This window comes from Leclercia sp. (assembly GCF_036780805.1).
In the GTDB taxonomy this organism is placed as follows: Bacteria; Pseudomonadota; Gammaproteobacteria; order Enterobacterales; family Enterobacteriaceae; genus Enterobacter.
This window is the reverse complement of the sequence record NZ_DAIQCE010000007.1, coordinates 140,395-163,458: the sequence shown is the minus strand read 5'-3', so window position 1 is coordinate 163,458 and position 23,064 is coordinate 140,395. Positions and strand designations below refer to the sequence as shown.

General features: G+C 57.1%; 18 protein-coding genes. 10 read left to right on the top strand and 8 right to left on the bottom strand.

All coding sequences use genetic code 11. From position 1 onward, the window contains the following. On the bottom strand, window positions 1-180 hold a 180-nt coding region (locus V7Q49_RS16930), incomplete at its 3' end, for a hypothetical protein (protein ID WP_333853705.1). A gap of 74 nt (window positions 181-254) precedes the next feature. Between V7Q49_RS16930 and metA the strand changes: the two genes are divergently transcribed. From metA to aceK, 4 genes are all read left to right on the top strand, one after another. Further along, window positions 255-1,184, top strand: a complete 930-nt coding sequence (metA, locus tag V7Q49_RS16925; protein WP_333853704.1) for a homoserine O-acetyltransferase MetA — start codon at window positions 255-257, stop codon at window positions 1,182-1,184. 270 nt (window positions 1,185-1,454) lie between these two features. Then, entirely contained in the window at window positions 1,455-3,056 is a 1,602-nt protein-coding gene (aceB, locus tag V7Q49_RS16920) for a malate synthase A (protein WP_333853703.1), read from the top strand. Window positions 3,057-3,089: 33 nt separating this feature from the next. Further along, window positions 3,090-4,394, top strand: coding sequence for an isocitrate lyase (gene aceA / locus V7Q49_RS16915; protein ID WP_333853702.1), 1,305 nt, complete (start codon window positions 3,090-3,092; stop codon window positions 4,392-4,394). 55 nt (window positions 4,395-4,449) lie between these two features. Continuing rightward, window positions 4,450-6,201, top strand: a complete 1,752-nt coding sequence (aceK, locus tag V7Q49_RS16910; protein ID WP_333853701.1) for a bifunctional isocitrate dehydrogenase kinase/phosphatase — start codon at window positions 4,450-4,452, stop codon at window positions 6,199-6,201. 22 nt (window positions 6,202-6,223) lie between these two features. Here aceK and iclR read toward each other — a convergent pair whose 3' ends face one another. Further along, window positions 6,224-7,048 carry a glyoxylate bypass operon transcriptional repressor IclR gene (gene iclR, locus V7Q49_RS16905; protein ID WP_333853700.1) on the bottom strand — a complete coding sequence of 275 codons (825 nt, stop codon included), beginning with the start codon at window positions 7,046-7,048 and terminating at the stop codon, window positions 6,224-6,226. 194 nt (window positions 7,049-7,242) lie between these two features. Between iclR and metH the strand changes: the two genes are divergently transcribed. Both metH and V7Q49_RS16895 read left to right on the top strand, forming a co-directional pair. Next, window positions 7,243-10,926 carry a methionine synthase gene (gene metH / locus V7Q49_RS16900; RefSeq protein WP_333853699.1) on the top strand — a complete coding sequence of 1,228 codons (3,684 nt, stop codon included), beginning with the start codon at window positions 7,243-7,245 and terminating at the stop codon, window positions 10,924-10,926. Between the two features lie 184 nt (window positions 10,927-11,110). Further along, window positions 11,111-12,742 carry a Na/Pi cotransporter family protein gene (locus tag V7Q49_RS16895; protein WP_333853697.1) on the top strand — a complete coding sequence of 544 codons (1,632 nt, stop codon included), beginning with the start codon at window positions 11,111-11,113 and terminating at the stop codon, window positions 12,740-12,742. On the opposite strand, the gene V7Q49_RS16890 is transcribed toward V7Q49_RS16895, so the two are convergent. Then, entirely contained in the window at window positions 12,739-13,026 is a 288-nt protein-coding gene (locus tag V7Q49_RS16890; RefSeq protein ID WP_333853695.1) for an addiction module antidote protein, read from the bottom strand. The genes V7Q49_RS16895 and V7Q49_RS16890 overlap by 4 nt on opposite strands. Then, on the bottom strand, window positions 13,019-13,336 hold the full coding sequence (locus V7Q49_RS16885) for a type II toxin-antitoxin system RelE/ParE family toxin (RefSeq protein WP_333853693.1): 318 nt from the start codon (window positions 13,334-13,336) through the stop codon (window positions 13,019-13,021). The genes V7Q49_RS16890 and V7Q49_RS16885 overlap by 8 nt, the downstream gene beginning before the upstream one ends. 180 nt (window positions 13,337-13,516) lie before the next feature. Between V7Q49_RS16885 and rluF the strand changes: the two genes are divergently transcribed. Continuing rightward, window positions 13,517-14,392, top strand: a complete 876-nt coding sequence (gene rluF / locus V7Q49_RS16880; RefSeq protein WP_333853691.1) for a 23S rRNA pseudouridine(2604) synthase RluF — start codon at window positions 13,517-13,519, stop codon at window positions 14,390-14,392. On the opposite strand, the gene V7Q49_RS16875 is transcribed toward rluF, so the two are convergent. The 3 genes from V7Q49_RS16875 to rtcR all read right to left on the bottom strand — a co-directional run bounded on the left by V7Q49_RS16875 (window position 14,393) and on the right by rtcR (window position 17,360). Further along, window positions 14,393-14,665 carry a DUF3811 domain-containing protein gene (locus V7Q49_RS16875; protein ID WP_333853688.1) on the bottom strand — a complete coding sequence of 91 codons (273 nt, stop codon included), beginning with the start codon at window positions 14,663-14,665 and terminating at the stop codon, window positions 14,393-14,395. A gap of 63 nt (window positions 14,666-14,728) precedes the next feature. Further along, window positions 14,729-15,673 carry a ketopantoate/pantoate/pantothenate transporter PanS gene (gene panS, locus V7Q49_RS16870; protein ID WP_333853686.1) on the bottom strand — a complete coding sequence of 315 codons (945 nt, stop codon included), beginning with the start codon at window positions 15,671-15,673 and terminating at the stop codon, window positions 14,729-14,731. A 112-nt stretch (window positions 15,674-15,785) separates the two neighbouring features. Continuing rightward, the gene (gene rtcR, locus V7Q49_RS16865; protein ID WP_333853684.1) at window positions 15,786-17,360 is read right to left on the bottom strand and encodes an RNA repair transcriptional activator RtcR; all 1,575 of its coding nucleotides are present in this window, start codon (window positions 17,358-17,360) and stop codon (window positions 15,786-15,788) included. 188 nt (window positions 17,361-17,548) lie between these two features. Between rtcR and V7Q49_RS16860 the strand changes: the two genes are divergently transcribed. Beyond that, window positions 17,549-18,775, top strand: coding sequence for an RtcB family protein (locus V7Q49_RS16860; protein ID WP_333853682.1), 1,227 nt, complete (start codon window positions 17,549-17,551; stop codon window positions 18,773-18,775). A gap of 4 nt (window positions 18,776-18,779) precedes the next feature. Beyond that, entirely contained in the window at window positions 18,780-19,568 is a 789-nt protein-coding gene (locus V7Q49_RS16855) for a nucleotidyltransferase domain-containing protein (RefSeq protein ID WP_333853680.1), read from the top strand. Window positions 19,569-19,600: 32 nt separating this feature from the next. On the opposite strand, the gene lysC is transcribed toward V7Q49_RS16855, so the two are convergent. Beyond that, complete coding sequence (gene lysC, locus V7Q49_RS16850; protein WP_333853678.1) at window positions 19,601-20,950, bottom strand: lysine-sensitive aspartokinase 3; 1,350 nt, start codon at window positions 20,948-20,950, stop codon at window positions 19,601-19,603. Window positions 20,951-21,254: 304 nt separating this feature from the next. Between lysC and pgi the strand changes: the two genes are divergently transcribed. After that, window positions 21,255-22,904: a glucose-6-phosphate isomerase gene (gene pgi / locus V7Q49_RS16845; protein WP_333853676.1), complete on the top strand. Its 1,650-nt coding sequence runs from the start codon at window positions 21,255-21,257 to the stop codon at window positions 22,902-22,904. Window positions 22,905-23,064: the final 160 nt, after the last annotated feature.

Genomic DNA, 23,064 nt, shown 5'->3' with positions numbered 1-23,064 from the left:
AACAGGTAAAAAGGCCATCCGCAAGGATGGCCTTTTTGCGTTGTGCCTTAAAAAAACGGGCGGCGCTGCGCTTGCCCGATCTACGGGGCCTGTAGTCCCGATAAGCGTAGCACCACCGGGCATATAAGCCGCATTCTTCCTCCTTGAAACTTTCTCACCTTTCACATGCAGACTCGACATTTGCCTTATTCCTGGTTATTGTCAGCTATCTGGATGTCTAAACGTTTATACGTATGCTGTGAGGATGTAAGGTTATGCCGATTCGGGTGCAGGACGAGCTACCAGCCGTCAATTTCTTGCGTGAGGAAAATGTCTTTGTCATGAAGGCATCGCGCGCTACAGGTCAGGAAATTCGTCCTCTGAAGGTGCTTATCCTCAACCTGATGCCTAAGAAGATTGAGACGGAGAATCAGTTCCTCCGCTTGCTCTCAAACTCCCCGTTACAGGTCGATATCCAGCTGTTGCGTATTGATGCACGTGAGTCCCGCAATACGCCTTCAGAGCATCTCAATAATTTCTACTGTAACTTCGCTGACATCCGCGACGAGAATTTCGATGGCCTGATTGTCACCGGAGCGCCGCTGGGTCTGGTTGAGTTCAACGATGTGGCCTACTGGCCGCAGATTAAGCAGGTACTGGAGTGGGCCAAAGATCATGTCACCTCCACGCTGTTTGTCTGTTGGGCGGTACAGGCGGCCCTCAACATTCTTTACGGTATCCCTAAGCAAACCCGCAGTGAAAAACTCTCAGGCGTTTACGAACACCATATTCTGCACCCCCATGCACTGCTGACGCGCGGCTTTGATGACACCTTCCTGGCGCCCCATTCACGCTATGCCGATTTCCCGGCTGCACTGATCCGTGACTACACCGATCTGGAGATCCTGGCAGAGAGCGAGGAGGGGGATGCCTACCTGTTCGCCAGCAAAGACAAGCGTATTGCTTTTGTCACCGGCCATCCGGAATACGATCCCGATACCCTGGCCAGCGAATTTTTCCGCGATGTGGAAGCGGGCTTAAACCCGGATGTTCCGTACAACTATTTCCCGCAAAACGATCCGCAAAACAAACCGCGGGCAACCTGGCGCAGCCATGGCAACCTGCTGTTTACTAACTGGCTCAACTACTACGTCTACCAGATCACACCATACGATCTGCGCCACATGAATCCGACGCTGGAGTAATCCTCTGAGGATCCTCATCCTGTAGCGTTTCAGCTATCCAGTTAAGGCACCTTCGGGTGCCTTTTTTATTTCCGAAACCCACTCCGTGTTATCAATTATTTTTAATCTGATAAATATCAATCGATTAAGCGTATTTAAAATTAAAAATGGAAATAGTTTTTGATTTTGCGATAAATCCAGATAGTCTTAATTTTGCTGAACGAAAACTACACAACGATCTTTCGTTCGCGTGGGGGAAATGAATTCGGATCAACGACGAGGAGCAGTGGAATGAATCAACAGGCAACCATTATCGATGAACTGGCCTTTAACCAACCGCATGGCGAGCAGGAGCAGCAGGTTCTGACGCCCGATGCCGTTGAGTTTCTTACCGAGCTGGTAACCCGCTTCACGCCAAAACGCAATAAGTTACTGGCGGCACGTATCCAGCAGCAGCAAGACATTGATAACGGAAAGCTGCCTGATTTTATTTCGGAAACTGCTTCCATTCTCGAAGGCGACTGGACGATCCGCGGCATCCCGCAGGATCTGCAGGACCGACGCGTCGAGATCACCGGCCCGGTAGAGCGCAAAATGGTGATCAATGCGCTGAATGCCAATGTGAAAGTCTTTATGGCCGACTTTGAAGATTCGCTGGCGCCCGACTGGAATAAAGTGATCGAAGGCCAGATCAACCTGCGCGATGCGGTGAACGGCACCATCAGCCACACCAATGAAGCCGGCAAAATTTACCAGCTCAAGCCTAACCCTGCGGTGCTGGTCTGCCGCGTGCGCGGCCTGCATTTACCGGAAAAGCATGTCACCTGGAACGGGGAAGCGATCCCCGGGAGCCTGTTCGATTTTGCCCTCTATTTCTTCCACAACCATAAAAATCTGCTGGCAAAAGGCAGCGGCCCCTATTTCTACCTGCCGAAAACCCAGTCCTGGCAGGAAGCGGCCTGGTGGAGTGAGGTCTTCAGCTATGCCGAGGATCGTTTCGAACTGCCGCGCGGCACCATCAAAGCCACGCTGCTGATTGAAACCCTGCCGGCGGTGTTCCAGATGGACGAAATCCTGCATGCCCTGCGCGACCACATCGTTGGCCTGAACTGCGGCCGCTGGGATTATATTTTCAGCTATATCAAAACCCTGAAAAATCACCCCGATCGCGTCCTGCCGGATCGCCAGGTGGTGACCATGGATAAATCATTCCTGAATGCCTACTCGCGTCTGCTGATCAAAACCTGCCACAAACGCGGCGCCTTCGCGATGGGCGGCATGGCGGCCTTTATTCCGAGCAAAGACAGCGAGCGTAACAATCAGGTGCTGAACAAGGTGAAGGCCGACAAAGAGCTGGAAGCCAGCAACGGCCATGACGGCACCTGGGTGGCGCACCCCGGACTGGCCGATACCGCCATGGAGGTGTTCAACCGCATTCTGGGCGATAACAAAAACCAGCTGCACGTAACCCGCGAAGAGGATGCCCCTGTCACTGCCGCACAGCTGCTCGAGCCGTGCGAGGGCGAGCGCACCGAAGAGGGGATGCGCGCCAATATCCGCGTGGCGGTGCAGTACATCGAAGCGTGGATCTCCGGCAACGGCTGTGTGCCGATTTACGGTCTGATGGAGGATGCCGCCACCGCCGAGATCTCCCGTACCTCTATCTGGCAGTGGATCCATCATCAGAAGACCCTCAGCAACGGCAAACCGGTCACTAAAGCCCTGTTCCGCCAGATGCTGTCGGAAGAGATGCTGAATATTCAGGAAGAGCTGGGCGAGCACCGCTTCAGCAGTGGTCGCTTCGACGCCGCCGCACGCCTGATGGAACAGATCACCACCTCAGATGAACTCATCGATTTCCTGACGCTGCCTGGCTACCGCCTGCTGGCCTGATTTCACCACATAACAATAATGGAGCATCTGCACATGAAAACCCGTACCCAACAAATCGAAGCATTACAGAACGAGTGGACTCAACCGCGCTGGGAAGGCATTGAGCGTCCTTATAGCGCAGAGGAAGTGGTGAAGTTACGCGGCTCGGTCAACCCGGAGTGCACCCTGGCACAGCTGGGGGCGGCAAAAATGTGGCGGCTGCTGCATGGGGAGTCGAAAAAGGGCTACATCAACAGCCTCGGCGCGCTGACCGGCGGCCAGGCGTTGCAGCAGGCAAAAGCGGGCATTGAAGCGGTCTATCTGTCGGGCTGGCAGGTCGCGGCGGACGCCAACCTTGCGTCCAGCATGTATCCGGATCAGTCTCTCTATCCGGCAAACTCTGTCCCGGCAGTAGTGGAGCGCATCAACAACACCTTCCGTCGTGCGGATCAGATCCAGTGGGCGTCCGGCATTGAGCCGAACGATCCGCGCTTTGTGGACTACTTCCTGCCGATTGTCGCCGATGCCGAAGCAGGCTTTGGCGGCGTGCTGAACGCTTTCGAGCTGATGAAATCGATGATTGAAGCCGGTGCAGCGGCCGTTCACTTCGAAGATCAGCTGGCCTCGGTGAAGAAGTGCGGACACATGGGGGGCAAGGTGCTGGTGCCAACGCAGGAGGCGATCCAGAAACTGGTGGCTGCCCGTCTGGCCGCTGACGTGCTGGGCGTTCCGACGCTGGTGATTGCCCGTACCGATGCCGATGCTGCGGACCTGATCACCTCCGATTGCGACCCTTACGACAGCCAGTTCATTACCGGGGAGCGTACCAGCGAAGGCTTCTATCGTACCCATGCCGGCATTGAGCAGGCGATCAGCCGCGGGCTGGCCTACGCCCCTTATGCCGATCTGGTGTGGTGTGAAACCTCCACCCCGGATCTGGCCCTGGCGAAACGCTTCGCTGACGCCATCCATGCGAAATACCCGGGCAAACTGCTGGCTTATAACTGCTCCCCGTCCTTCAACTGGCAGAAGAACCTGGACGATAAAACCATCGCCAGCTTCCAGCAGGCGCTGTCGGACATGGGCTACAAATATCAGTTCATTACCCTCGCGGGCATTCACAGCATGTGGTTCAACATGTTCGATCTGGCGCACGCCTATGCCCAGGGTGAGGGCATGAAGCACTACGTCGAGAAGGTTCAGCAGCCTGAGTTCGCGGCAAGCCAAAAGGGCTATACCTTCGCCTCGCATCAGCAGGAAGTGGGAACGGGCTACTTCGATAAAGTGACCACCATCATTCAGGGCGGCGCTTCTTCCGTGACCGCGCTGACCGGGTCGACCGAAGAAGCACAGTTCTAATCTTTTCCACCTCTCCCCCTCGGGGAGAGGGTTAGGGTGAGGGGTAAGGGAACCTATGTCGCGTGGTCTGGAATTATTGATTGCCCAAACCATCCTGCAGGGCTTTGATGCCCAGTATGGACGTTTTCTGGAAGTGACCTCCGGCGCGCAGCAGCGCTTCGAACACGCTGACTGGCATGCGGTTCAGCAGGCGATGAAGCAGCGTATTCATCTCTACGACCACCATGTGGGCCTGGTGGTGGAGCAGTTGCGCTGTATTACCGACGGTAAAAGTCCGGAGGCGGAATTTTTACTGCGCGTCAAAGAGCATTACACCCATTTGTTACCCGACTACCCGCGCTTCGAAATTGCGGAGAGCTTTTTTAACTCCGTCTATTGCCGGTTATTTGACCACCGATCATTATCTCCTGAGCGGTTATTTATCTTCAGTTCCCAGCCCGAGCGACGCTTTCGAACCATTCCGCGTCCGCTGGCAAAAGATTTCTTTCCCGAGCGCGGCTGGGAAAAGCTTCTGCACCGCGTCTTAACGGATTTGCCGCTGCGCTTGCCGTGGGAGAATAAAACCCGGGATATCGATTATATCCACGCACATCTCAACGAAACCTTTGGCGCGGATGTCCTCAGCCACAGCCATTTGCAGGTTGCCAACGAGCTTTTCTACCGCAATAAAGCGGCCTGGCTGGTGGGCAAAGTGATTACGCCGACAGCCATCGTGCCGTTTCTGTTACCGATTCATCGTACCGACGACGGGGAACTGTTTGTCGATACCTGCCTGACCACCAGCACCGAGGCCAGTATCGTTTTCGGCTTTGCCCGCTCCTACTTTATGGTTTATGCCCCGCAGCCGGGCGCGCTGGTGGAGTGGCTGCGCGAGATCCTGCCGGGCAAAACAACCGCCGAGCTGTATATGGCGATAGGGTGCCAGAAGCACGCCAAAACCGAGAGCTATCGGGAGTATCTGCACTATATCGCCCATGCCGACGAGCAGTTTATCGAGGCGCCGGGCATCCGCGGTATGGTGATGCTGGTCTTTACCCTGCCGGGATTTGACCGGGTATTTAAGGTGATTAAGGACAGATTTGCGCCGCAAAAAGAGATGACCGCTGCCCACGTGCGCGCCTGCTATCAGCTGGTTAAGGAGCACGATCGCGTTGGACGCATGGCGGATACCCAGGAATTCGAAAACTTTGTGCTGGATAAGCAGCAGATCGATCCGGCGCTCATGGCGCTTTTACTGCAGGAAGCCTCCGGCAAAATCACCGATCTTGGCGACAAAATCGTAATAAGCCATCTCTACATTGAACGCCGCATGGTGCCGCTTAATATCTGGCTGGAACAGTCCGAAGGTCAGGCGCTGCGTGATGCCATTGAAGAGTACGGCAACGCGATTCGCCAGCTTGCCGCCGCTAATATTTTCCCGGGTGATATGCTGTTTAAAAACTTCGGCGTCACCCGCCACGGGCGAGTGGTGTTCTATGATTATGATGAAATTTGCTATATGACCGAAGTGAATTTCCGCGATATCCCGCCGCCCCGTTACCCTGAAGATGAGCTTTCCGGTGAACCCTGGTACAGCGTATCGCCGGGCGACGTTTTCCCCGAAGAGTTTCGCCACTGGCTGTGCGCCGACCCACGTATCGGGCCGTTATTTGAAGAGATGCATGAGGATCTGTTCCGAGCCAGCTACTGGCGCGGTTTGCAAACGCGGATCAAAAATGGGCACGTGGAAGATGTGTACGCTTACCGCCGTAAGCAGCGGTTTAACATCCGATTTTCTCCCTCTCCCTGTGGGAGAGGGCCGGGGTGAGGGCATCAGGCCGCACTCAATCTTAACGAATCCCGCCGTACGCCAGCGTCACCTCTTTCGCCGCCTTAATCACCAGCGCACCCAGCTCGGTCACCCGGTCATCGGTCATACGTGAAATGGGGCCGGAGATAGAAATGGCCGCAAACGGCTCGCGGTGCTCGTCGAAAATACAGGCTGCCAGGCAGCGAAGGCCCAGGGCATGTTCTTCATCATCAAACGAATAGCCGCGCTTGCGGGTCAGGGCCAAATCTTCTTTCAGATGCACCGGTGATACCAGCGTTGCATGAGTATAGGCATGCAGCCCTTTGCGGTGCAGCAGCCCGGTGACCTGCTCCTCGCTGAGCTGGGATAAAAATGCTTTTCCCGCCCCGGAGGCGTGCATCGGCAGCTTGCCGCCAATCGGTGCCGACATGCGCATCAGCTGAGTACACTGCACCTGGTCGATAATGATCGCCTGGTGATCGCTCTGGTCGAGCACCGCCAGGTTGACCGTCTCGCCGGAATCTTCCATCAGCTTGCGCAGGATCGGGTGCACGATAGCGAGCAGGTTACGGCTCTGCAAAAAGCTGCTGCCGACGATAAAGGCGTGGGCACCCACAGACCAGTGCCCCAGCTCGCCCACCTGACGGACAAAGCCCAGCTGCTGCATGGTGGTCAGCAGGCGATGGGTGGTGGAGTTCGGCAGGCCTGCCTGTTGGGCCAGCTCGGTCAACGCCACGCTGCTGTGCGATTCGGCTATCCACTCCAGCAGTTTAAGGCCCCGCGTCAGGGACTGGACTTGTCCGCCCGCCGGGGCGGTTGCGGCGGCGGGTTTTCTGCCGCGTTTAGCGGGAACGGTGGCAACCATAGCAGGCTCCTTTTTCTGTATCGTGGAAATCATTTTCGTTTTATTTGGCTGTTTTGCAACCGCTATCCTTACTGATCGGAGGAGTTATGGTGAACATGTCTCATGTTACCGCGGTGTGACTTTTCCCCTTTGCAAGATTATGCCAGTATGGTCTGCTGGCCTTTTGGCCTGGTTGAGCGTTGTCGGGAGCAAGTGTGAGCAGCAAAGTAGATCAACTTCGTGCGCAGTTAAATGAACGCATTCTGGTGCTGGATGGCGGTATGGGCACCATGATCCAGAGCTATCGTCTGAGTGAAGACGACTTTCGCGGCGACCGTTTCGCCGACTGGCCCTGCGATCTGAAAGGTAACAACGACCTGCTGGTACTCAGCAAGCCAGAGATCATCGCCGCCATTCATTACGCCTATTTCGAGGCGGGTGCGGATATCGTTGAGACTAACACCTTCAACTCGACAACTATCGCCATGGCGGATTACGAGATGGAATCCCTGTCGGCAGAGATCAACTACGAGGCGGCGAAGCTGGCCCGTGCCTGTGCCGACGAGTGGACGGCCCGCACGCCAGAGAAACCGCGCTACGTGGCGGGGGTGCTCGGTCCGACCAACCGCACCGCCTCTATCTCACCGGACGTGAACGATCCGGCATTTCGTAATATCACCTTTGACCAGCTGGTGGCCGCGTACCGCGAGTCAACCCGCGCGCTGGTGGAAGGCGGTTCCGATCTGATCATGATTGAAACGGTCTTCGATACCCTCAACGCTAAAGCGGCTATTTACGCTGTGAAAGAGGAGTTCGAGGCCCTCGGCGTGGATCTGCCGATCATGATCTCCGGCACTATCACCGACGCCTCTGGCCGTACTCTCTCCGGGCAGACCACCGAAGCCTTTTATAACTCCCTGCGCCACGCCGATGCCCTGAGCTTTGGCCTGAACTGTGCCCTGGGGCCGGACGAACTGCGCCAGTATGTGCAGGAGCTGTCGCGCATCGCCGACTGCTACGTCACTGCCCACCCAAACGCTGGCCTGCCGAACGCCTTCGGGGAATACGATCTCGACGCCGCGACCATGGCGGCGCAGATCCGCGAATGGGCTGAATCCGGATTCCTGAATATCGTCGGCGGCTGCTGCGGCACCACGCCGGAGCATATCGCCGCCATGAGCAACGCGGTGGCTGGCCTGCCGCCGCGCAAGCTGCCCGAGCTGCCGGTGGCCTGCCGTCTTGCCGGTCTTGAGCCGCTGAACATCGGGGATGAGAGCCTGTTTGTGAACGTCGGGGAACGTACCAACGTCACCGGCTCCGCGAAGTTCAAGCGCCTGATCAAAGAAGAGAAATACAACGAAGCGCTGGACGTTGCCCGCCAGCAGGTTGAGAGCGGCGCGCAAATTATTGATATCAATATGGATGAGGGGATGCTCGATGCCGAAGCGGCGATGGTGCGTTTCCTCAACCTGATCGCCGGTGAGCCGGACATTGCCCGCGTGCCCATCATGATCGACTCCTCAAAATGGGACGTGATCGAGAAAGGCCTTAAGTGCATTCAGGGCAAGGGCATCGTTAACTCCATTTCGATGAAAGAGGGGGTCGAACCCTTTATCCATCACGCGAAAATGGTGCGCCGCTACGGTGCCGCCGTGGTGGTGATGGCCTTTGACGAAGTGGGCCAGGCCGATACCCGCGAGCGCAAAATTGAGATCTGCCGCCGCGCGTACCAGATCCTGACCGAAGAGGTCGGCTTCCCGCCGGAAGACATTATCTTTGACCCGAACATCTTCGCCGTCGCGACCGGGATTGAAGAGCACAACAACTACGCGCAGGACTTTATCGGCGCGTGTGAAGACATTAAGCGCGAGCTGCCGCACGCGCTGATCTCCGGCGGCGTCTCCAACGTGTCGTTCTCTTTCCGCGGCAACGACCCGGTGCGTGAGGCGATCCACGCGGTGTTCCTCTACTACGCCATCCGCAACGGGATGGACATGGGGATCGTTAACGCCGGTCAGCTGGCGATTTACGACGATCTGCCGGCGGAGCTGCGCGACGCGGTCGAAGACGTGATCCTCAATCGTCGCGACGATGCCACCGAGCGGATGCTGGATCTGGCAGAAAAATACCGCGGCAGCAAATCGGACGAGGCGGTTAACGTTCAGCAGGCCGAATGGCGCGCCTGGGACGTGAAAAAACGTCTCGAATACTCGCTGGTCAAAGGCATTACCGAGTTTATCGAACTGGATACCGAAGAGGCCCGCCAGCAGGCCGCGCGCCCGATTGAGGTCATCGAAGGGCCGCTGATGGACGGCATGAACGTGGTCGGCGATCTGTTCGGCGAGGGCAAAATGTTCCTGCCGCAGGTGGTGAAATCGGCCCGCGTAATGAAGCAGGCGGTGGCCTATCTGGAACCCTATATCGAAGCCAGCAAAGAGAAAGGCTCCAGCAACGGCAAGATGGTGATCGCCACCGTGAAGGGCGACGTGCATGACATCGGCAAAAACATCGTCGGCGTGGTGCTGCAGTGTAATAACTACGAGATCATCGATCTGGGCGTGATGGTGCCGGCGGATAAAATCCTCAAAACCGCGCGCGAAGTGAATGCCGACCTGATTGGCCTCTCCGGCCTGATCACCCCGTCGCTGGACGAGATGGTCAACGTGGCGAAAGAGATGGAGCGCCAGGGCTTTACCCTGCCGCTGCTGATTGGCGGCGCAACCACCTCGAAAGCGCACACGGCGGTGAAGATCGAGCAGAACTACAGCGGGCCGACGGTATACGTGCAGAACGCCTCGCGCACGGTGGGCGTGGTCTCGGCGCTGCTGTCCGCAACCCAGCGCGACGACTTTGTTGCCAGAACCCGCAAAGAGTACGAAACGGTGCGTATTCAGCACGCGCGCAAAAAGCCGCGCACCCCGCCGGTGACCCTGGCGGCGGCACGGGATAACGACCTGGCCTTTGACTGGTCAAGCTACACGCCGCCGGTTGCCCATCGCCTGGGCGTGCAGGAGGTGACGGCCAGCATCGAAACCCTGCGTAACTATATCGACTGGACGCCGTTCTTTATGACCTGGTCGCTGGCCGGGAAATACCCGCGCATCCTTGAAGATGAAGTGGTGGGTGAAGAGGCCCAGCGCCTGTTTAAAGATGCCAACGACCTGCTCGACCAGCTCAGCGAGGAGAAAACCCTCAACCCGCGCGGCGTGGTGGGGCTGTTCCCGGCCAACCGCGTAGGCGATGACATCGAGATCTATCGTGATGAAACCCGCACTCACGTGCTGACGGTCAGCCATCATCTGCGTCAGCAGACCGAGAAGGTCGGTTTTGCCAACTACTGCCTGGCCGATTTTGTCGCGCCGAAGCTGAGCGGTAAAGCCGACTACATCGGCGCCTTTGCTGTGACCGGTGGGCTGGAAGAGGACGCGCTGGCGGAGGCCTATGAAGCGCAGCATGATGATTACAACAAAATCATGATTAAAGCGATTGCCGACCGTCTGGCCGAAGCCTTTGCCGAATACCTGCATGAGCGGGTGCGTAAAGTCTACTGGGGCTATGCGCCGAACGAGAACCTCAGCAACGAGGAGCTGATCCGCGAGAACTACCAGGGCATTCGTCCGGCGCCAGGCTACCCGGCCTGCCCGGAGCATACCGAGAAAGGCACCATCTGGCAGCTTCTGGATGTCGAAGCCCATACCGGCATGAAACTGACCGAATCCTTCGCCATGTGGCCTGGGGCGTCGGTGTCCGGCTGGTATTTCAGTCATCCTGACAGCAAGTACTACGCCGTGGCGCAGATCCAGCGCGACCAGGTGGAAGATTATGCCCTGCGTAAAGGGATGAGCGTGTCTGAAGTTGAGCGCTGGCTGGCACCGAACTTAGGCTACGATGCCGACTGACATCACTATTCTTAACGACAAACAGGGCGCTCAATGAGCGCTCTGTCTCTTTCTATCGTTTGAAGCCTTATACTTGAGAAAAGCTCAGGCCGATCCTGGGCCGGATAAGGCATAGCCGCCATCCGGCAATAGCGCGCGCAACGAGCCTCAGGAAAACGTATAACGAAAAGGAGAACCTACATCCGTGCTGACACTGCTACATCTGCTTTCTGCCGTCGCGTTGCTGGTCTGGGGCACGCACATTGTCCGTACCGGCGTGATGCGGGTTTTTGGTGCCCGCTTACGTACCGTTCTCAGCCGCAGCGTTGAGAAAAAACCGCTCGCGTTCTGCGCTGGCATCGGCGTGACCGCGCTGGTGCAAAGCAGCAACGCCACCACCATGCTGGTTACCTCGTTTGTGGCCCAGGATCTGGTGGCGCTGACGCCTGCGCTGGTTATTGTCCTTGGTGCCGACGTGGGGACCGCGCTGATGGCGCGAGTGTTAACCTTCGATCTCTCCTGGCTCTCACCGCTGCTGATTTTCATCGGCGTGATATTTTTCCTTGGCCGTAAACAGACCCGCGCCGGACAGCTGGGGCGCGTGGGGATCGGCCTGGGACTGATTCTGCTGGCGCTGGAGCTCATCGTCCAGGCCGTTACCCCCATCACCCAGGCCAGCGGCGTGCAGGTTATCTTCGCCTCGCTGACCGGCGATATCCTGCTGGATGCGCTGATTGGCGCGGTGTTTGCCCTGATCAGCTACTCCAGCCTGGCGGCAGTGCTGTTAACCGCCACGCTCACCGCGGCGGGGATCATCTCCTTCCCGGTGGCCCTCTGTCTGGTGATAGGCGCTAACCTCGGCTCCGGCCTGCTGGCGATGCTCAACAACAGCGCGGCCAACGCCGCGGCCCGTCGCGTGGCGCTCGGCAGCCTGCTGTTTAAGCTGGTGGGCAGCCTGCTGATCCTGCCGTTTGTTTATCCGCTGGCGAACCTGATGGACAACCTGCCGCTGCCGAAATCGGAGCTGGTGATCTACTTCCACGTCTTCTACAACCTGGTGCGCTGCCTGGCGATGGTGCCCTTTGCCGAGCCGATGGCGCGGTTCTGTAAGCGGGTGATCCGCGATGAACCGGAGCTGGATGCGCGCCTGAAACCGAAACATCTGGATACCTCAGCCCTGGATACCCCGGCGCTGGCGCTGGCCAATGCCGCCCGGGAAACGCTGCGCATGGGCGATGCCATGGAGCTGATGCTGGAGGGGTTAAAAAAGGTGATGCATGGCGAACCGCGGGAAGAGAAAGATCTGCGCAAGATCGCCGATGACATCAACGTGCTCTATACCGCCATCAAACTCTATCTGGCGCGGATGCCAAAAGATGAACTGGCGGAGGAGGAGTCCCGCCGCTGGGCGGAGATCATTGAGATGGCGCTTAACCTTGAGCAGGCCTCCGATATCGTCGAGCGCATGGGGAGTGAAATCGCCGACAAATCGCTGGCGGCCCGCCGGGCGTTTTCCCTCGAAGGGGTCAAAGAGCTGGATGCGCTGCACGATCAGCTGCTCGCCAACCTGAAGCTGGCAATGTCGGTCTTTTTCTCCAGCGATCTGGCCAGCGCCCGACGTCTGCGCCGCAACAAGCACCGCTTCCGCATCCTCAACCGTCGCTATTCCCACGCGCACGTTGACCGACTGCACCAGCAAAACGTGCAAAGTATCGAGACCAGCTCCCTGCATATGGGGCTGCTGGGTGACATGAAGCGTCTTAACTCCCTGTTCTGCGCGGTGGCGTACAGCGTGATGGAGCAGCCGGATGAAGATGATGTGCGGGATGAGTATTAATTTATGGCGTTTTTAATGGCCAGGCCGAGGCCCAACGCTTTCAGCACTGCCAGGGTGGTTTTAAGCGTTGGGTTACCTTTCTCGCTGAACGAGCGATAAAGCTGTTCCCGTGAAAGGCCTGTCTGGGCTGCAATCTGCGTCATGCCTTTGGCGCGGGCGACGACGCCCAGCGCTTGTGCAATATAGGCGGCATCACCCGTCTCCAGCGCATCGGCCATGAATACGGCTATCTCCTCATCGTTGATGAGTGCGCTGGCGGGGTCGTAGGGGGTTAATTTATTCATTGCGAATGATCTCCTGATAGTCGAGCGATCTGGCGAGCATCTTAGCCATCTCAATATCTTTTTTTTGGCTGCTTTTATCGCCGCCGCAGAGCAGGATAATGAGGATATCCCCCTGCTGTTGATAGTAGAGCCGATAGCCAGGACCATACTGAATACGAAGCTCACTGATCCCTTCACCGACAGGCTTCACATCACCCGATAAACCCTGTGACAGGCGAAAAAGCCGGGTCGCAATCAGTGTTTTTACTCGATCGTCCTTGATGCTTTTTTGCCAGCGCCGAAAGACCTCTGTCTGGACAATTTCCTTCATCATACCTCCTTGTATTTTATAAACTACAGTCCGGGTTAACAAGTGGACGAGAAAAATTAGGAGGCGATGGTGGGCAAGTAAAGGAGGATTTTAGCGATTCTGAATGCGTCTCGTATTTCTTGGCTCTTAACTTTTTACCAGCCCAAACCTAAGGTATATTTCGCCTCTACAGGAGAAATTATGCTGCCAACTCAATCCACCCGATTAAACAAATACATTAGCGAGAGCGGGATCTGCTCGCGTCGCGAGGCTGACCGTTACATCGAACAGGGCAACGTGTTTATCAACGGTAAACGCGCCACCATTGGCGATCAGGTCGCCCCTGGCGACGTGGTCAAAGTGAATGGTCAACTGATCGAGCCCCGGGACGAAGAAGACCTGGTGTTTATCGCGCTGAATAAACCGGTTGGCATTGTCAGTACCACAGAAGACGGCGAGCGCGACAACATCGTTGATTTCGTCAACCACAGCAGCCGTATCTTCCCGATTGGCCGTCTGGATAAAGACTCTCAGGGATTAATTTTCCTCACTAACCACGGCGATCTGGTGAATAAGATCCTGCGTGCCGGTAACGACCACGAGAAAGAGTACATCGTCACGGTCAACAAGCCGGTGACGGATGACTTCATTCGCGGGATGGGGGCGGGCGTGCCGATCCTCGGCACGGTCACGAAGAAGTGCAAGGTGAAGAAAGAGGCGCCGTTCGCCTTCCGTATCACCCTGGTTCAGGGTTTAAATCGCCAGATCCGCCGCATGTGCGAACATTTTGGCTTTGAAGTAACCAAGCTGGAACGTACCCGCATCATGAACGTCAGCCTCTCCGGCATCCCGCTGGGCGAGTGGCGCGATCTGACCGGGGACGAGTTGATTGAGCTGTTTAAGCTGATCGAGAATTCGTCCTCAGAAGCCAGGCCGAAAGCCAAAGCGAAGCCGAAAACCCAGGGCATTAAACGACCGGTAGTCAAAGCCCCACAGGCAGAAGAGAAAAGTAAAGCCAAACCGGCCGGGAACGGGAAACGCTTTACCCAGCCAGGGCGCAAAAAGAAAGGGCGCTGATTAGCGCCTTCCACGGGTTGGGGTATTTGCCGACCAGGAGAATGTCGCCTCTTTATCCACTTTATAAGCCTGCTCTTTTTTAAGCTTGCGGGCTTTTTTGGCGTCCAGTTCACGCTGCGCCATCAGTTTGTCGATGTACTCTTTTTTAAGGTGATTGGTTTCGGCGTTGGTCAGCAGTCGGCCATGGGCGATACGGGCGCGATCGAGCAGGGTTTTCAGTTCGCGCTGCTCGCTCTCCGTCATGTCTTTCTGGGTCAATCTCGGTGTGGACATACCTGAAGCCTCCTGTGGACGAGGCTTCAGTGTAAAGCATGCCTTCGCTGTCGCGAAGCTGAATTAACCTTCCTTCACCACATCGCGTTTCTTTTGTTCATCGATCGGCTTACCCGACCAGTAACCCGCCAGCAGCGAGCCGGACAGGTTATGCCACACCGAGAACAGCGCGCCCGGCAGAGCTGCCAGCGGCGAGAAGTAAATTTTGCCGAGCGCTGCGGCCAGGCCGGAGTTCTGCATGCCTACCTCAATCGCCAGCGTGCGGCAGGTGGATTCATCAAAGCCGAACAGCTTCCCGCCCCAGTAACCGCCCAGCAGGCCGATGGTGTTATGCAGCACAACCGCGATAATCACTACAAAACCAACAGAGGCGATATGCGCCGCAGAACCAGCCACCACGGCGCTGATAATTGCCAGAATACAGACCATCGAAAACGCCGGCAGATAGGGCTCCACGGCTTTCACCAGCCGCGGGAACAGGTGGTGGATAACCAGTCCCAGCGCAATCGGGATCACCACGATCTGCAGAATGCTCAGCAGCATTCCCATCACATCCACCTGAATGTGGGCATCCACATACAGACGCGTCAGCAGCGGGGTCGCCACCACGCCCACCAGCGTGGAGACGGAGGAGATGGTCACCGACAGCGCCACATCGCCTTTCGCCAGATAGATCATCACGTTGGAGGCCGTACCGCTGGCCACGCTGCCCACCAGTACCATCCCGGCGGAGAGATCCGGCGGCATCTTAAAGGCAATGGCCAGCGCCCATGCTGCCAGCGGCATCACCAGGTAGTGCAGGAAAATACCCGCCGCGACCGGGGCCGGGCGTGACAGCACGCGTTTAAAATCGTCGACTTTGAGATGCACGCCCATGCCGAACATGATCAGCATCAGCAGCGTGGTGACCCACGGGCCGATAGCGGTAAAGGTGGATGGCGTGTAATACGCGAGAACAGAGAGCAGCAGCGCCCATAACGGGAACAGCCGGGTGATGGCGGATAACATATGAATTCCTTGCGATTGTGTTGTGTCATGTAGTTATAAAAAAAGCCGGGATCGAGCCCGGCTTAGAGATAGTGTTTATCCTGCTAATGAATTTTGTTCAACCAAATTTTCTTCATGATCCCGGGTGGAGGCTTTCCCAGCTCAGCCCAAAGCGGGTGAGATATTTGCGCAGCCGGTCAGCATCGTTAGGGTTGACCTTTTTCATCCGCGAGACTGCAAAGAGTTCGCGTCCGGCCTCGGATAATGAGGCGCTACGACGGCACACCTCCAGCACGGTTTCCAGCTGTCGCTGGTCGAAGAGATCGAGCTCCATCGCCGGTGATGGCGTGGCGGTTTGCCAGCTCTCCTGCAGCCTGAGGATCTCTTCTTCAACAAGCGCTAAGGTGATGCGCCCCTGCTCGGCAAGCGTGGCCATCCGCGCCACAGAGGAACCCAGTTCACGAAAGTTACCGCGCCATAACGCCTGAGGCGAGTCCGCAAAACGCAGATAGCGCTCGCGCGCCTCTTTATCGAAGCGAACCTGTGCCTGGGCTTCGGATGCAAAGCGCTGCAGCTCGTACTCCACGTTAGGGGGGATATCCTCCCGGCGCTGCGCCAGGCCGGGCAGGGCAAAACTCCACATATTGATCCGCGCGTAGAGATCCTCCCGGAAACGACCTTCTGCCACCCACTGACGCATCTCCCGGTGCGTACCGGCAATCAGCTGAAAATCGCTCCTGACCTCTTTATCGGATCCAAACGGAAAGAAGGTTTTTTCTTCGATAGCTTTTAACAGCATGGCTTGTTCGTCGAGGCCCAGTTCGGCGATCTCATCTAAAAACAATACGCCGCCGTCGGCCTCACGCAGCAGCCCGGCGCGCGGCGTGGCTGCTCCGGTAAAGGCCCCTTTGACATGGCCGAAAAGAGTCGACATGGCGTTGTCTCCCCGCAGCGTGGCGCAGTTTACTGCCACCAGCCTGCCTGTCAGCTGATGGCGGGCTTGCTTAAGCTGGTAGATACGGTTGGCGAGGAAGGATTTTCCGGCCCCCGTTGGGCCAGTCAGCAGAACAGGGGCGGTCGAGCGTAGCGCCACCCGCTCAATCTGATCGATCAGGGCGTTGAAGGTGGCATTGCGGGTCTCTATCCCGGCTTTCAGGAACGAAACGGACTCCTGCTGCTCACGCTGAAAGCGGCTGGTCAGCGTGGCATAGCGGCTTAAATCCAGGTCGATGATTGAGTAACGTCCGACGGGGATGGCCTCTTCTGGCGCATCCCTGCTGGCGGGGCCTGTCTGGATCAGGCTGGCCGGGAGATACCGCGCTTCGGTCAGTAAAAACCAGCAGATCTGCGCCACGTGGGTGCCGGTGGTGATATGCACCAGGTACTCTTCATGCTCGGTATCAAACTTGTAGCCTGTAGCGAAGTCGAGTAACGCAGCGTACACCTCTTCAAAATCCCAGGGATCGGCAATGGTCACGGGCCACGGGCGCACGGTAGTATGGGGTGAAAGCAGTCTGATATCTTCCGTTATCTGTTCCGCCATCCCCTGGTCCTGTGGCTGGTGGAGCAGCTCAAGCCTGTCGACGGGAAGATCGGGCTGCTGGCAAAGCGCGACCGTTGGGCGCCATTTGCGTAAGCGGTTGGCCCGCTTGCCGCGTTTGTCCATCACCGTACCCAGTACCCCAATAACCACTCGCCGCTTTTTCATGTTTATCCTGCAAGATAAAGACCGATACTAAAAGATAAAAATATTCGCCAGGTTAAGCAATGTCTGGAGAGGTCTTCAAAATAAAAAGTAACATAATCAATAAGATGTATTTTTTATGTTGAGGATTAATAGTCTGGCACGCTTCTGGCAATACTTCTCAGTAACAGACAGCCCTGAGGGTGAGCACCATGAAACAGAATGATTTTGACGTAGTAACGGCGCAGCACAGCGCACCGGTAAAAATGTGGACGCACGGGGTGCCCGTTGAGCCAGAGGCGCGCGAGCAGCTGCTGAATACCGCAAAGATGCCGTTTATTTTTAAACATCTGGCAGTGATGCCGGATGTGCATCTCGGAAAAGGGTCCACCATCGGCAGCGTGATCCCCACCAAAGGGGCCATCATTCCGGCGGCGGTGGGGGTGGATATCGGCTGCGGGATGATCGCCGTGCGGACGTCGCTGCTGGCAGGCGATCTGCCGGATAACCTCCACGGACTGCGCAGCGCCATTGAACAGGCGGTGCCGCATGGGCGCACCAACACCCGCTCCCGCCGCGACAAGGGGGCGTGGGAAAAGACCCCGGATGAAGTGGATAACCACTGGGCCCGGCTGGCGCCGCGCTTCAGACGGCTGACGGATAAATATCCGCAGCTGCTGAAAACCAATAATCATCAGCATCTGGGGACGCTGGGCACCGGGAATCACTTTATCGAGGTGTGTCTGGACGAGCAGCAGCGCGTGTGGGTCATGCTGCACAGCGGCTCGCGTGGCGTGGGCAACGCGATTGGCAACGTGTTTATCGCCCTGGCGCAGAAAGATATGCAGCAGCACATTGCCAACCTGCCGGACCGGAATCTGGCCTATTTCCAGGAGGGGAGCCGGCACTATAAAGACTACATCGAGGCCGTGGAGTGGGCGCAGGATTTTGCCCGTCATAACCGCGAGGTAATGATGTCGCGGGTGCTGGCCGCGCTGTCGCGCATCGTGCCAAAGCCTTTCCTGACCCAGCAGGAGGCGGTGAATTGCCATCACAACTATGTCCAGAAAGAGCGTCATTTTGGTGAAGAGGTGCTGGTGACGCGTAAAGGGGCGGTGTCGGCGCAGAAGGGCGAGATGGGGATCATCCCCGGCTCGATGGGGGCGAAAAGCTTTATCGTGCGCGGCCTGGGCAATGAAGAGAGCTTCTGCTCCTGCAGCCATGGGGCAGGGCGGGTGATGAGCCGCACGGCGGCCAAAAAGCGCTTCACCGTTGCCGATCAGATCCGCGCGACGGCCCACGTCGAGTGCAGAAAAGACAACGAGGTGATCGATGAGATCCCGATGGCCTATAAAGACATTGATGCCGTCATGGCGGCGCAAGCATCCCTGGTCGAAATCGTTCATACGTTGCGCCAGGTAGTATGTGTAAAAGGATAAAGAGATGGCTGATAACGGTGTAGATAACGCCATGCGCGAGCGCGTACGGCAGCAACTCAACGAAATAGAACAACGATTCAATGTGACCGTGCTCTATGCCTGTGAATCGGGCAGCCGGGGCTGGGGCTTTGCGTCGCCGGACAGCGATTATGACGTGCGTTTTCTGTATGTGCATAAACCGGACTGGTATTTGCGCGTAGAGCCGCAGCGGGACGTGATCGAGCTGCCGATAGACGACGAGCTGGACGTGAGCGGCTGGGAGTGGCGCAAGGCGCTTGGCCTGCTGAAAGCGGCTAACCCTACGCTTATCGAGTGGCTGGATTCGCCGGTGGTCTATCAGCAGAGCGAAACGGTGATAGCGGAATTGCGCACGCAGGTGCCCGCCTGGTTTTCCCCGGTGCGTGCGCGCTGGCACTATTACTCCATGGCGCGCAAAAACTTCCGTGGTTATTTACAGGGCGAAGAGGTGCGGCTGAAGAAGTACTTTTACGTTCTGCGGCCGCTGTTAGCGGTGCGCTGGGTGGAGGCCGGAAAAGGGATGCCGCCGATGCGTTTTGCTGACCTTCTGGCGGGAAGCGATCTTGATGCGCCGCTACGGCAGGAAATCGATGCTTTACTGGCGATAAAACAGCGTGCGGGAGAAGCGCACTACGGCCCCAGACGGCCTTTGCTGCATGCTTTCATTCAGCATGAGCTGGTACGGGGCGAAAACCCGCCCACGCTGCCGGACAGCCGTGATGGCAAAATAGCCTCGCTGGATTCACTGCTGATGAGAACGGTACTGGCAGGATAAAAAAATGGCCCGGTTTCCCGGGCCATTGTCTGTTACTCGAACAGATTATGATGCAGCTTCTGCACGACCTGCTCGGCTTCGGCGCCAGGCACCAGGAAGCACAGGTTGTAGCTGGATGCGCCATAGCAAATCATGCGGATGTTGAACGGCTCCATCACGCCAAACACCTCTTTGCCCACGCCGCTGGCGCGGGACAGCTCGTTACCGATGATCGCCACCAGGGCGAGATCTTCTTCCACCTCGACGCGGCACAGTTCTGAAAGCTCCATCAGCAGGGACTGCGTCAGCAGCGTATCTCCGGTGGAGGTTGAGCCGGTGGTGTCCAGGGTCAGGGCGATATTCACTTCTGAGGTGGTCACCAGGTCCACCGAGATGCTGTGGCGCGCCAGAATGCTAAACACGTCCGCCAGGAAGCCGCGGGAGTGCAGCATGCTCAGGCTGTGCAGGGTCAGCAGGGTCTGTTTGCGACGCAGGGCGATGGCGCGGAACAGCGGTGGGTTTTCGGTGGTGTTGCACACTATCGTGCCGCCCGCTTTCGGATCTTTGCTGGACCCGACAAATACCGGGATATTGCTGCGCACTGCAGGCATCAGCGTCGCCGGGTGCAGCACTTTCGCGCCAAAGGTCGCCATCTCAGCGGCTTCTTCAAAGGCGATCACATCAATACGTTTTGCCGCAGGCACCACGCGCGGATCGGTGGTGTAGATACCCGGCACGTCCGTCCAGATATCGACGCGGGAGGCCTGCAGGGCTTCACCCAGCAGGGCTGCGGTGTAGTCGCTGCCGCCACGGCCCAGCGTGGTGGTGCGGCCTTTGGCTTCGCTGCCGATAAAGCCCTGAGTGATGACAATCCCTTCTGCCAGACGCGGCGCCAGCTGTTGGGTGGTCAGTTCGGCAATGGCGGTAACGTCCGGCTCGGCGCGGCCAAAGCGATCGCTGGTGCGCAGCACTTTACGCACGTCAAACCACTGCGACTGAACGTTACGCTCGCGCAGCACTTCGACAAACAGCAGGGTCGACATCAGCTCACCGTGGCTGACCAGCTCGTCGGTCAGGGCGGTGGAGGTCGCCAGCGAGGCGGCTTCCGCCAGGGTGATAATATTTTCCAGCAGGCGTTCAATCTCTTCGCTGATCACGCTTGGATCGCGCAGACGGCTAAGAATATCGAACTGAATTTTGTGCAGCGCTTCGAGCTTCGCCTGGCGCTCGCTCGCTTCCAGCCCTTCAGCAAGGGCCACCAGCAGATTAGTGACGCCAGCCGAAGCGGACAACACCACCAGGCGGGTATCAGGATCGGCCAGCACCACATCGGCGCTGCGGTTCATGGCATCAAAATCGGCCACGCTGGTACCGCCAAATTTGGCGACAACAAAACTCGTCATAACAACCTCGTGTCAGGGAAGGAAAAAAGCGACCATGGCACAAGGACAAAATAGTTTTATCGGTGCAGGCGCAAATACCGTGTGTATAAATAAAATGTGCAGGGGATCCTGTCAACGCCGGGATTATGCGGATTTTTCATGCTGCCTTCCATATGAGAAACAGGACTTATAACAGCTATACTTTTGGAGCTTTTGCGCCGCACTTGATGCAGGCCAGGCCAATGGCATAAAAACCATCACAATTTTTGGCGACAGAGGCTACAATCGACCGAGGTCACAATTCTCAATTCAGAAGAGTATTGCTATGAAAAATATCAATCCAACGCAGACTTCAGCCTGGCAGGCATTACAGAAACATTTTGATGAAATGAAAGACGTCACCATCGCGGAGCTGTTCGCGAAAGACGGCGATCGTTTCAGCAAGTTCTCCGCGACCTTCGACGATCTGATGCTGGTGGATTTTTCCAAAAACCGCATCACCGAAGAAACCCTGGCAAAACTGCAGGATCTGGCGAAAGAGACCGATCTGAGCGGTGCCATCAAGTCGATGTTCTCCGGTGAGAAGATCAACCGCACTGAAGATCGCGCGGTGCTGCACGTGGCCCTGCGTAACCGTAGCAATACCCCGATTATCGTTGACGGCAAAGATGTGATGCCGGAAGTGAACGCCGTCCTGGAAAAGATGAAATCCTTCTCTGAAGCGATCATCTCCGGCAGCTGGAAAGGCTACACCGGCAAGGCGATCACCGACGTGGTGAACATCGGTATCGGCGGCTCCGATCTCGGCCCGTTCATGGTGACCGAAGCGCTGCGTCCGTACAAAAACCACCTCAACATGCACTTTGTTTCAAACGTCGATGGCACCCACATCGCGGAAGTGCTGAAAAACGTGAACCCGGAAACCACCCTGTTCCTGGTGGCGTCCAAAACCTTCACCACCCAGGAAACCATGACCAACGCCCACAGCGCGCGCGACTGGTTCCTGAAAACCGCTGGCGACAACAAGCACGTGGCGAAACACTTCGCGGCGCTCTCCACCAACGGTAAAGCGGTTGGCGAGTTCGGTATCGACACCGCCAACATGTTTGAATTCTGGGACTGGGTTGGCGGTCGCTACTCCCTGTGGTCCGCTATCGGCCTGTCGATCATCCTCTCCGTGGGCTACGACAACTTTGTTGAGCTGCTCTCCGGCGCGCACGCGATGGATAAACACTTCGCCACCACCGCACCAGAGAAAAACCTGCCGGTCCTGCTGGCGCTGATCGGCATCTGGTACAACAACTTCTTCGGCGCAGAAACCGAAGCGATCCTGCCTTACGACCAGTACATGCACCGTTTCGCGGCCTACTTCCAGCAGGGCAACATGGAATCCAACGGTAAATACGTTGACCGTAACGGCAACGCCGTGGATTACCAGACCGGCCCAATCATCTGGGGTGAGCCAGGCACCAACGGCCAGCACGCGTTCTACCAGCTGATCCACCAGGGCACCAAAATGGTTCCTTGCGATTTTATCGCCCCGGCCATTACGCACAACCCGCTGTCTGACCACCATCCGAAGCTGCTGTCGAACTTCTTCGCGCAAACTGAAGCGCTGGCGTTCGGTAAAGCGCGCGATGTGGTTGAGCAGGAGTATCGCGATCAGGGTAAAGATCCGGCGACCCTAGACCACGTGGTGCCGTTCAAAGTGTTCGAAGGCAACCGCCCTACCAACTCCATCCTGCTGCGTGAGATCACCCCGTTCAGCCTGGGCGCGCTGATTGCCCTGTATGAGCACAAAATCTTCACCCAGGGCGCAATCCTGAATATCTTCACCTTCGACCAGTGGGGCGTAGAGCTGGGCAAACAGCTGGCTAACCGCATTCTGCCGGAGCTGGGTGATAACCAGGATATCAACAGCCACGACAGCTCCACTAACGGTCTGATTAACCGTTATAAAGCATGGCGGGCATAATTCTGCCGCTTTAAACAATGCCGGGCGGCACTGCGTTTGCCCGGCCTACAGGTCACGTAGGCCCGGTAAGCGCAGCGCCACCGGGCGGTTTTGCACAAAATATAAACAAAAAATATAGATCCCCGTCACATTTTTGCGTTATACAGGAATCTCGCCCCGG

Coding starts and splice junctions, on each gene's coding strand:
- metA (WP_333853704.1), top strand. CDS start 255: ATGCCGATTCGGGTGCAGGACGAGCTACCAGCCGTCAATTTCTTGCGT.
- aceB (WP_333853703.1), top strand. CDS start 1,455: ATGAATCAACAGGCAACCATTATCGATGAACTGGCCTTTAACCAACCG.
- aceA (WP_333853702.1), top strand. CDS start 3,090: ATGAAAACCCGTACCCAACAAATCGAAGCATTACAGAACGAGTGGACT.
- aceK (WP_333853701.1), top strand. CDS start 4,450: ATGTCGCGTGGTCTGGAATTATTGATTGCCCAAACCATCCTGCAGGGC.
- iclR (WP_333853700.1), bottom strand. CDS start 7,048: ATGGTTGCCACCGTTCCCGCTAAACGCGGCAGAAAACCCGCCGCCGCA.
- V7Q49_RS16890 (WP_333853695.1), bottom strand. CDS start 13,026: ATGAATAAATTAACCCCCTACGACCCCGCCAGCGCACTCATCAACGAT.
- V7Q49_RS16885 (WP_333853693.1), bottom strand. CDS start 13,336: ATGAAGGAAATTGTCCAGACAGAGGTCTTTCGGCGCTGGCAAAAAAGC.
- rluF (WP_333853691.1), top strand. CDS start 13,517: ATGCTGCCAACTCAATCCACCCGATTAAACAAATACATTAGCGAGAGC.
- V7Q49_RS16875 (WP_333853688.1), bottom strand. CDS start 14,665: ATGTCCACACCGAGATTGACCCAGAAAGACATGACGGAGAGCGAGCAG.
- panS (WP_333853686.1), bottom strand. CDS start 15,673: ATGTTATCCGCCATCACCCGGCTGTTCCCGTTATGGGCGCTGCTGCTC.
- rtcR (WP_333853684.1), bottom strand. CDS start 17,360: ATGAAAAAGCGGCGAGTGGTTATTGGGGTACTGGGTACGGTGATGGAC.
- V7Q49_RS16860 (WP_333853682.1), top strand. CDS start 17,549: ATGAAACAGAATGATTTTGACGTAGTAACGGCGCAGCACAGCGCACCG.
- V7Q49_RS16855 (WP_333853680.1), top strand. CDS start 18,780: ATGGCTGATAACGGTGTAGATAACGCCATGCGCGAGCGCGTACGGCAG.
- lysC (WP_333853678.1), bottom strand. CDS start 20,950: ATGACGAGTTTTGTTGTCGCCAAATTTGGCGGTACCAGCGTGGCCGAT.
- pgi (WP_333853676.1), top strand. CDS start 21,255: ATGAAAAATATCAATCCAACGCAGACTTCAGCCTGGCAGGCATTACAG.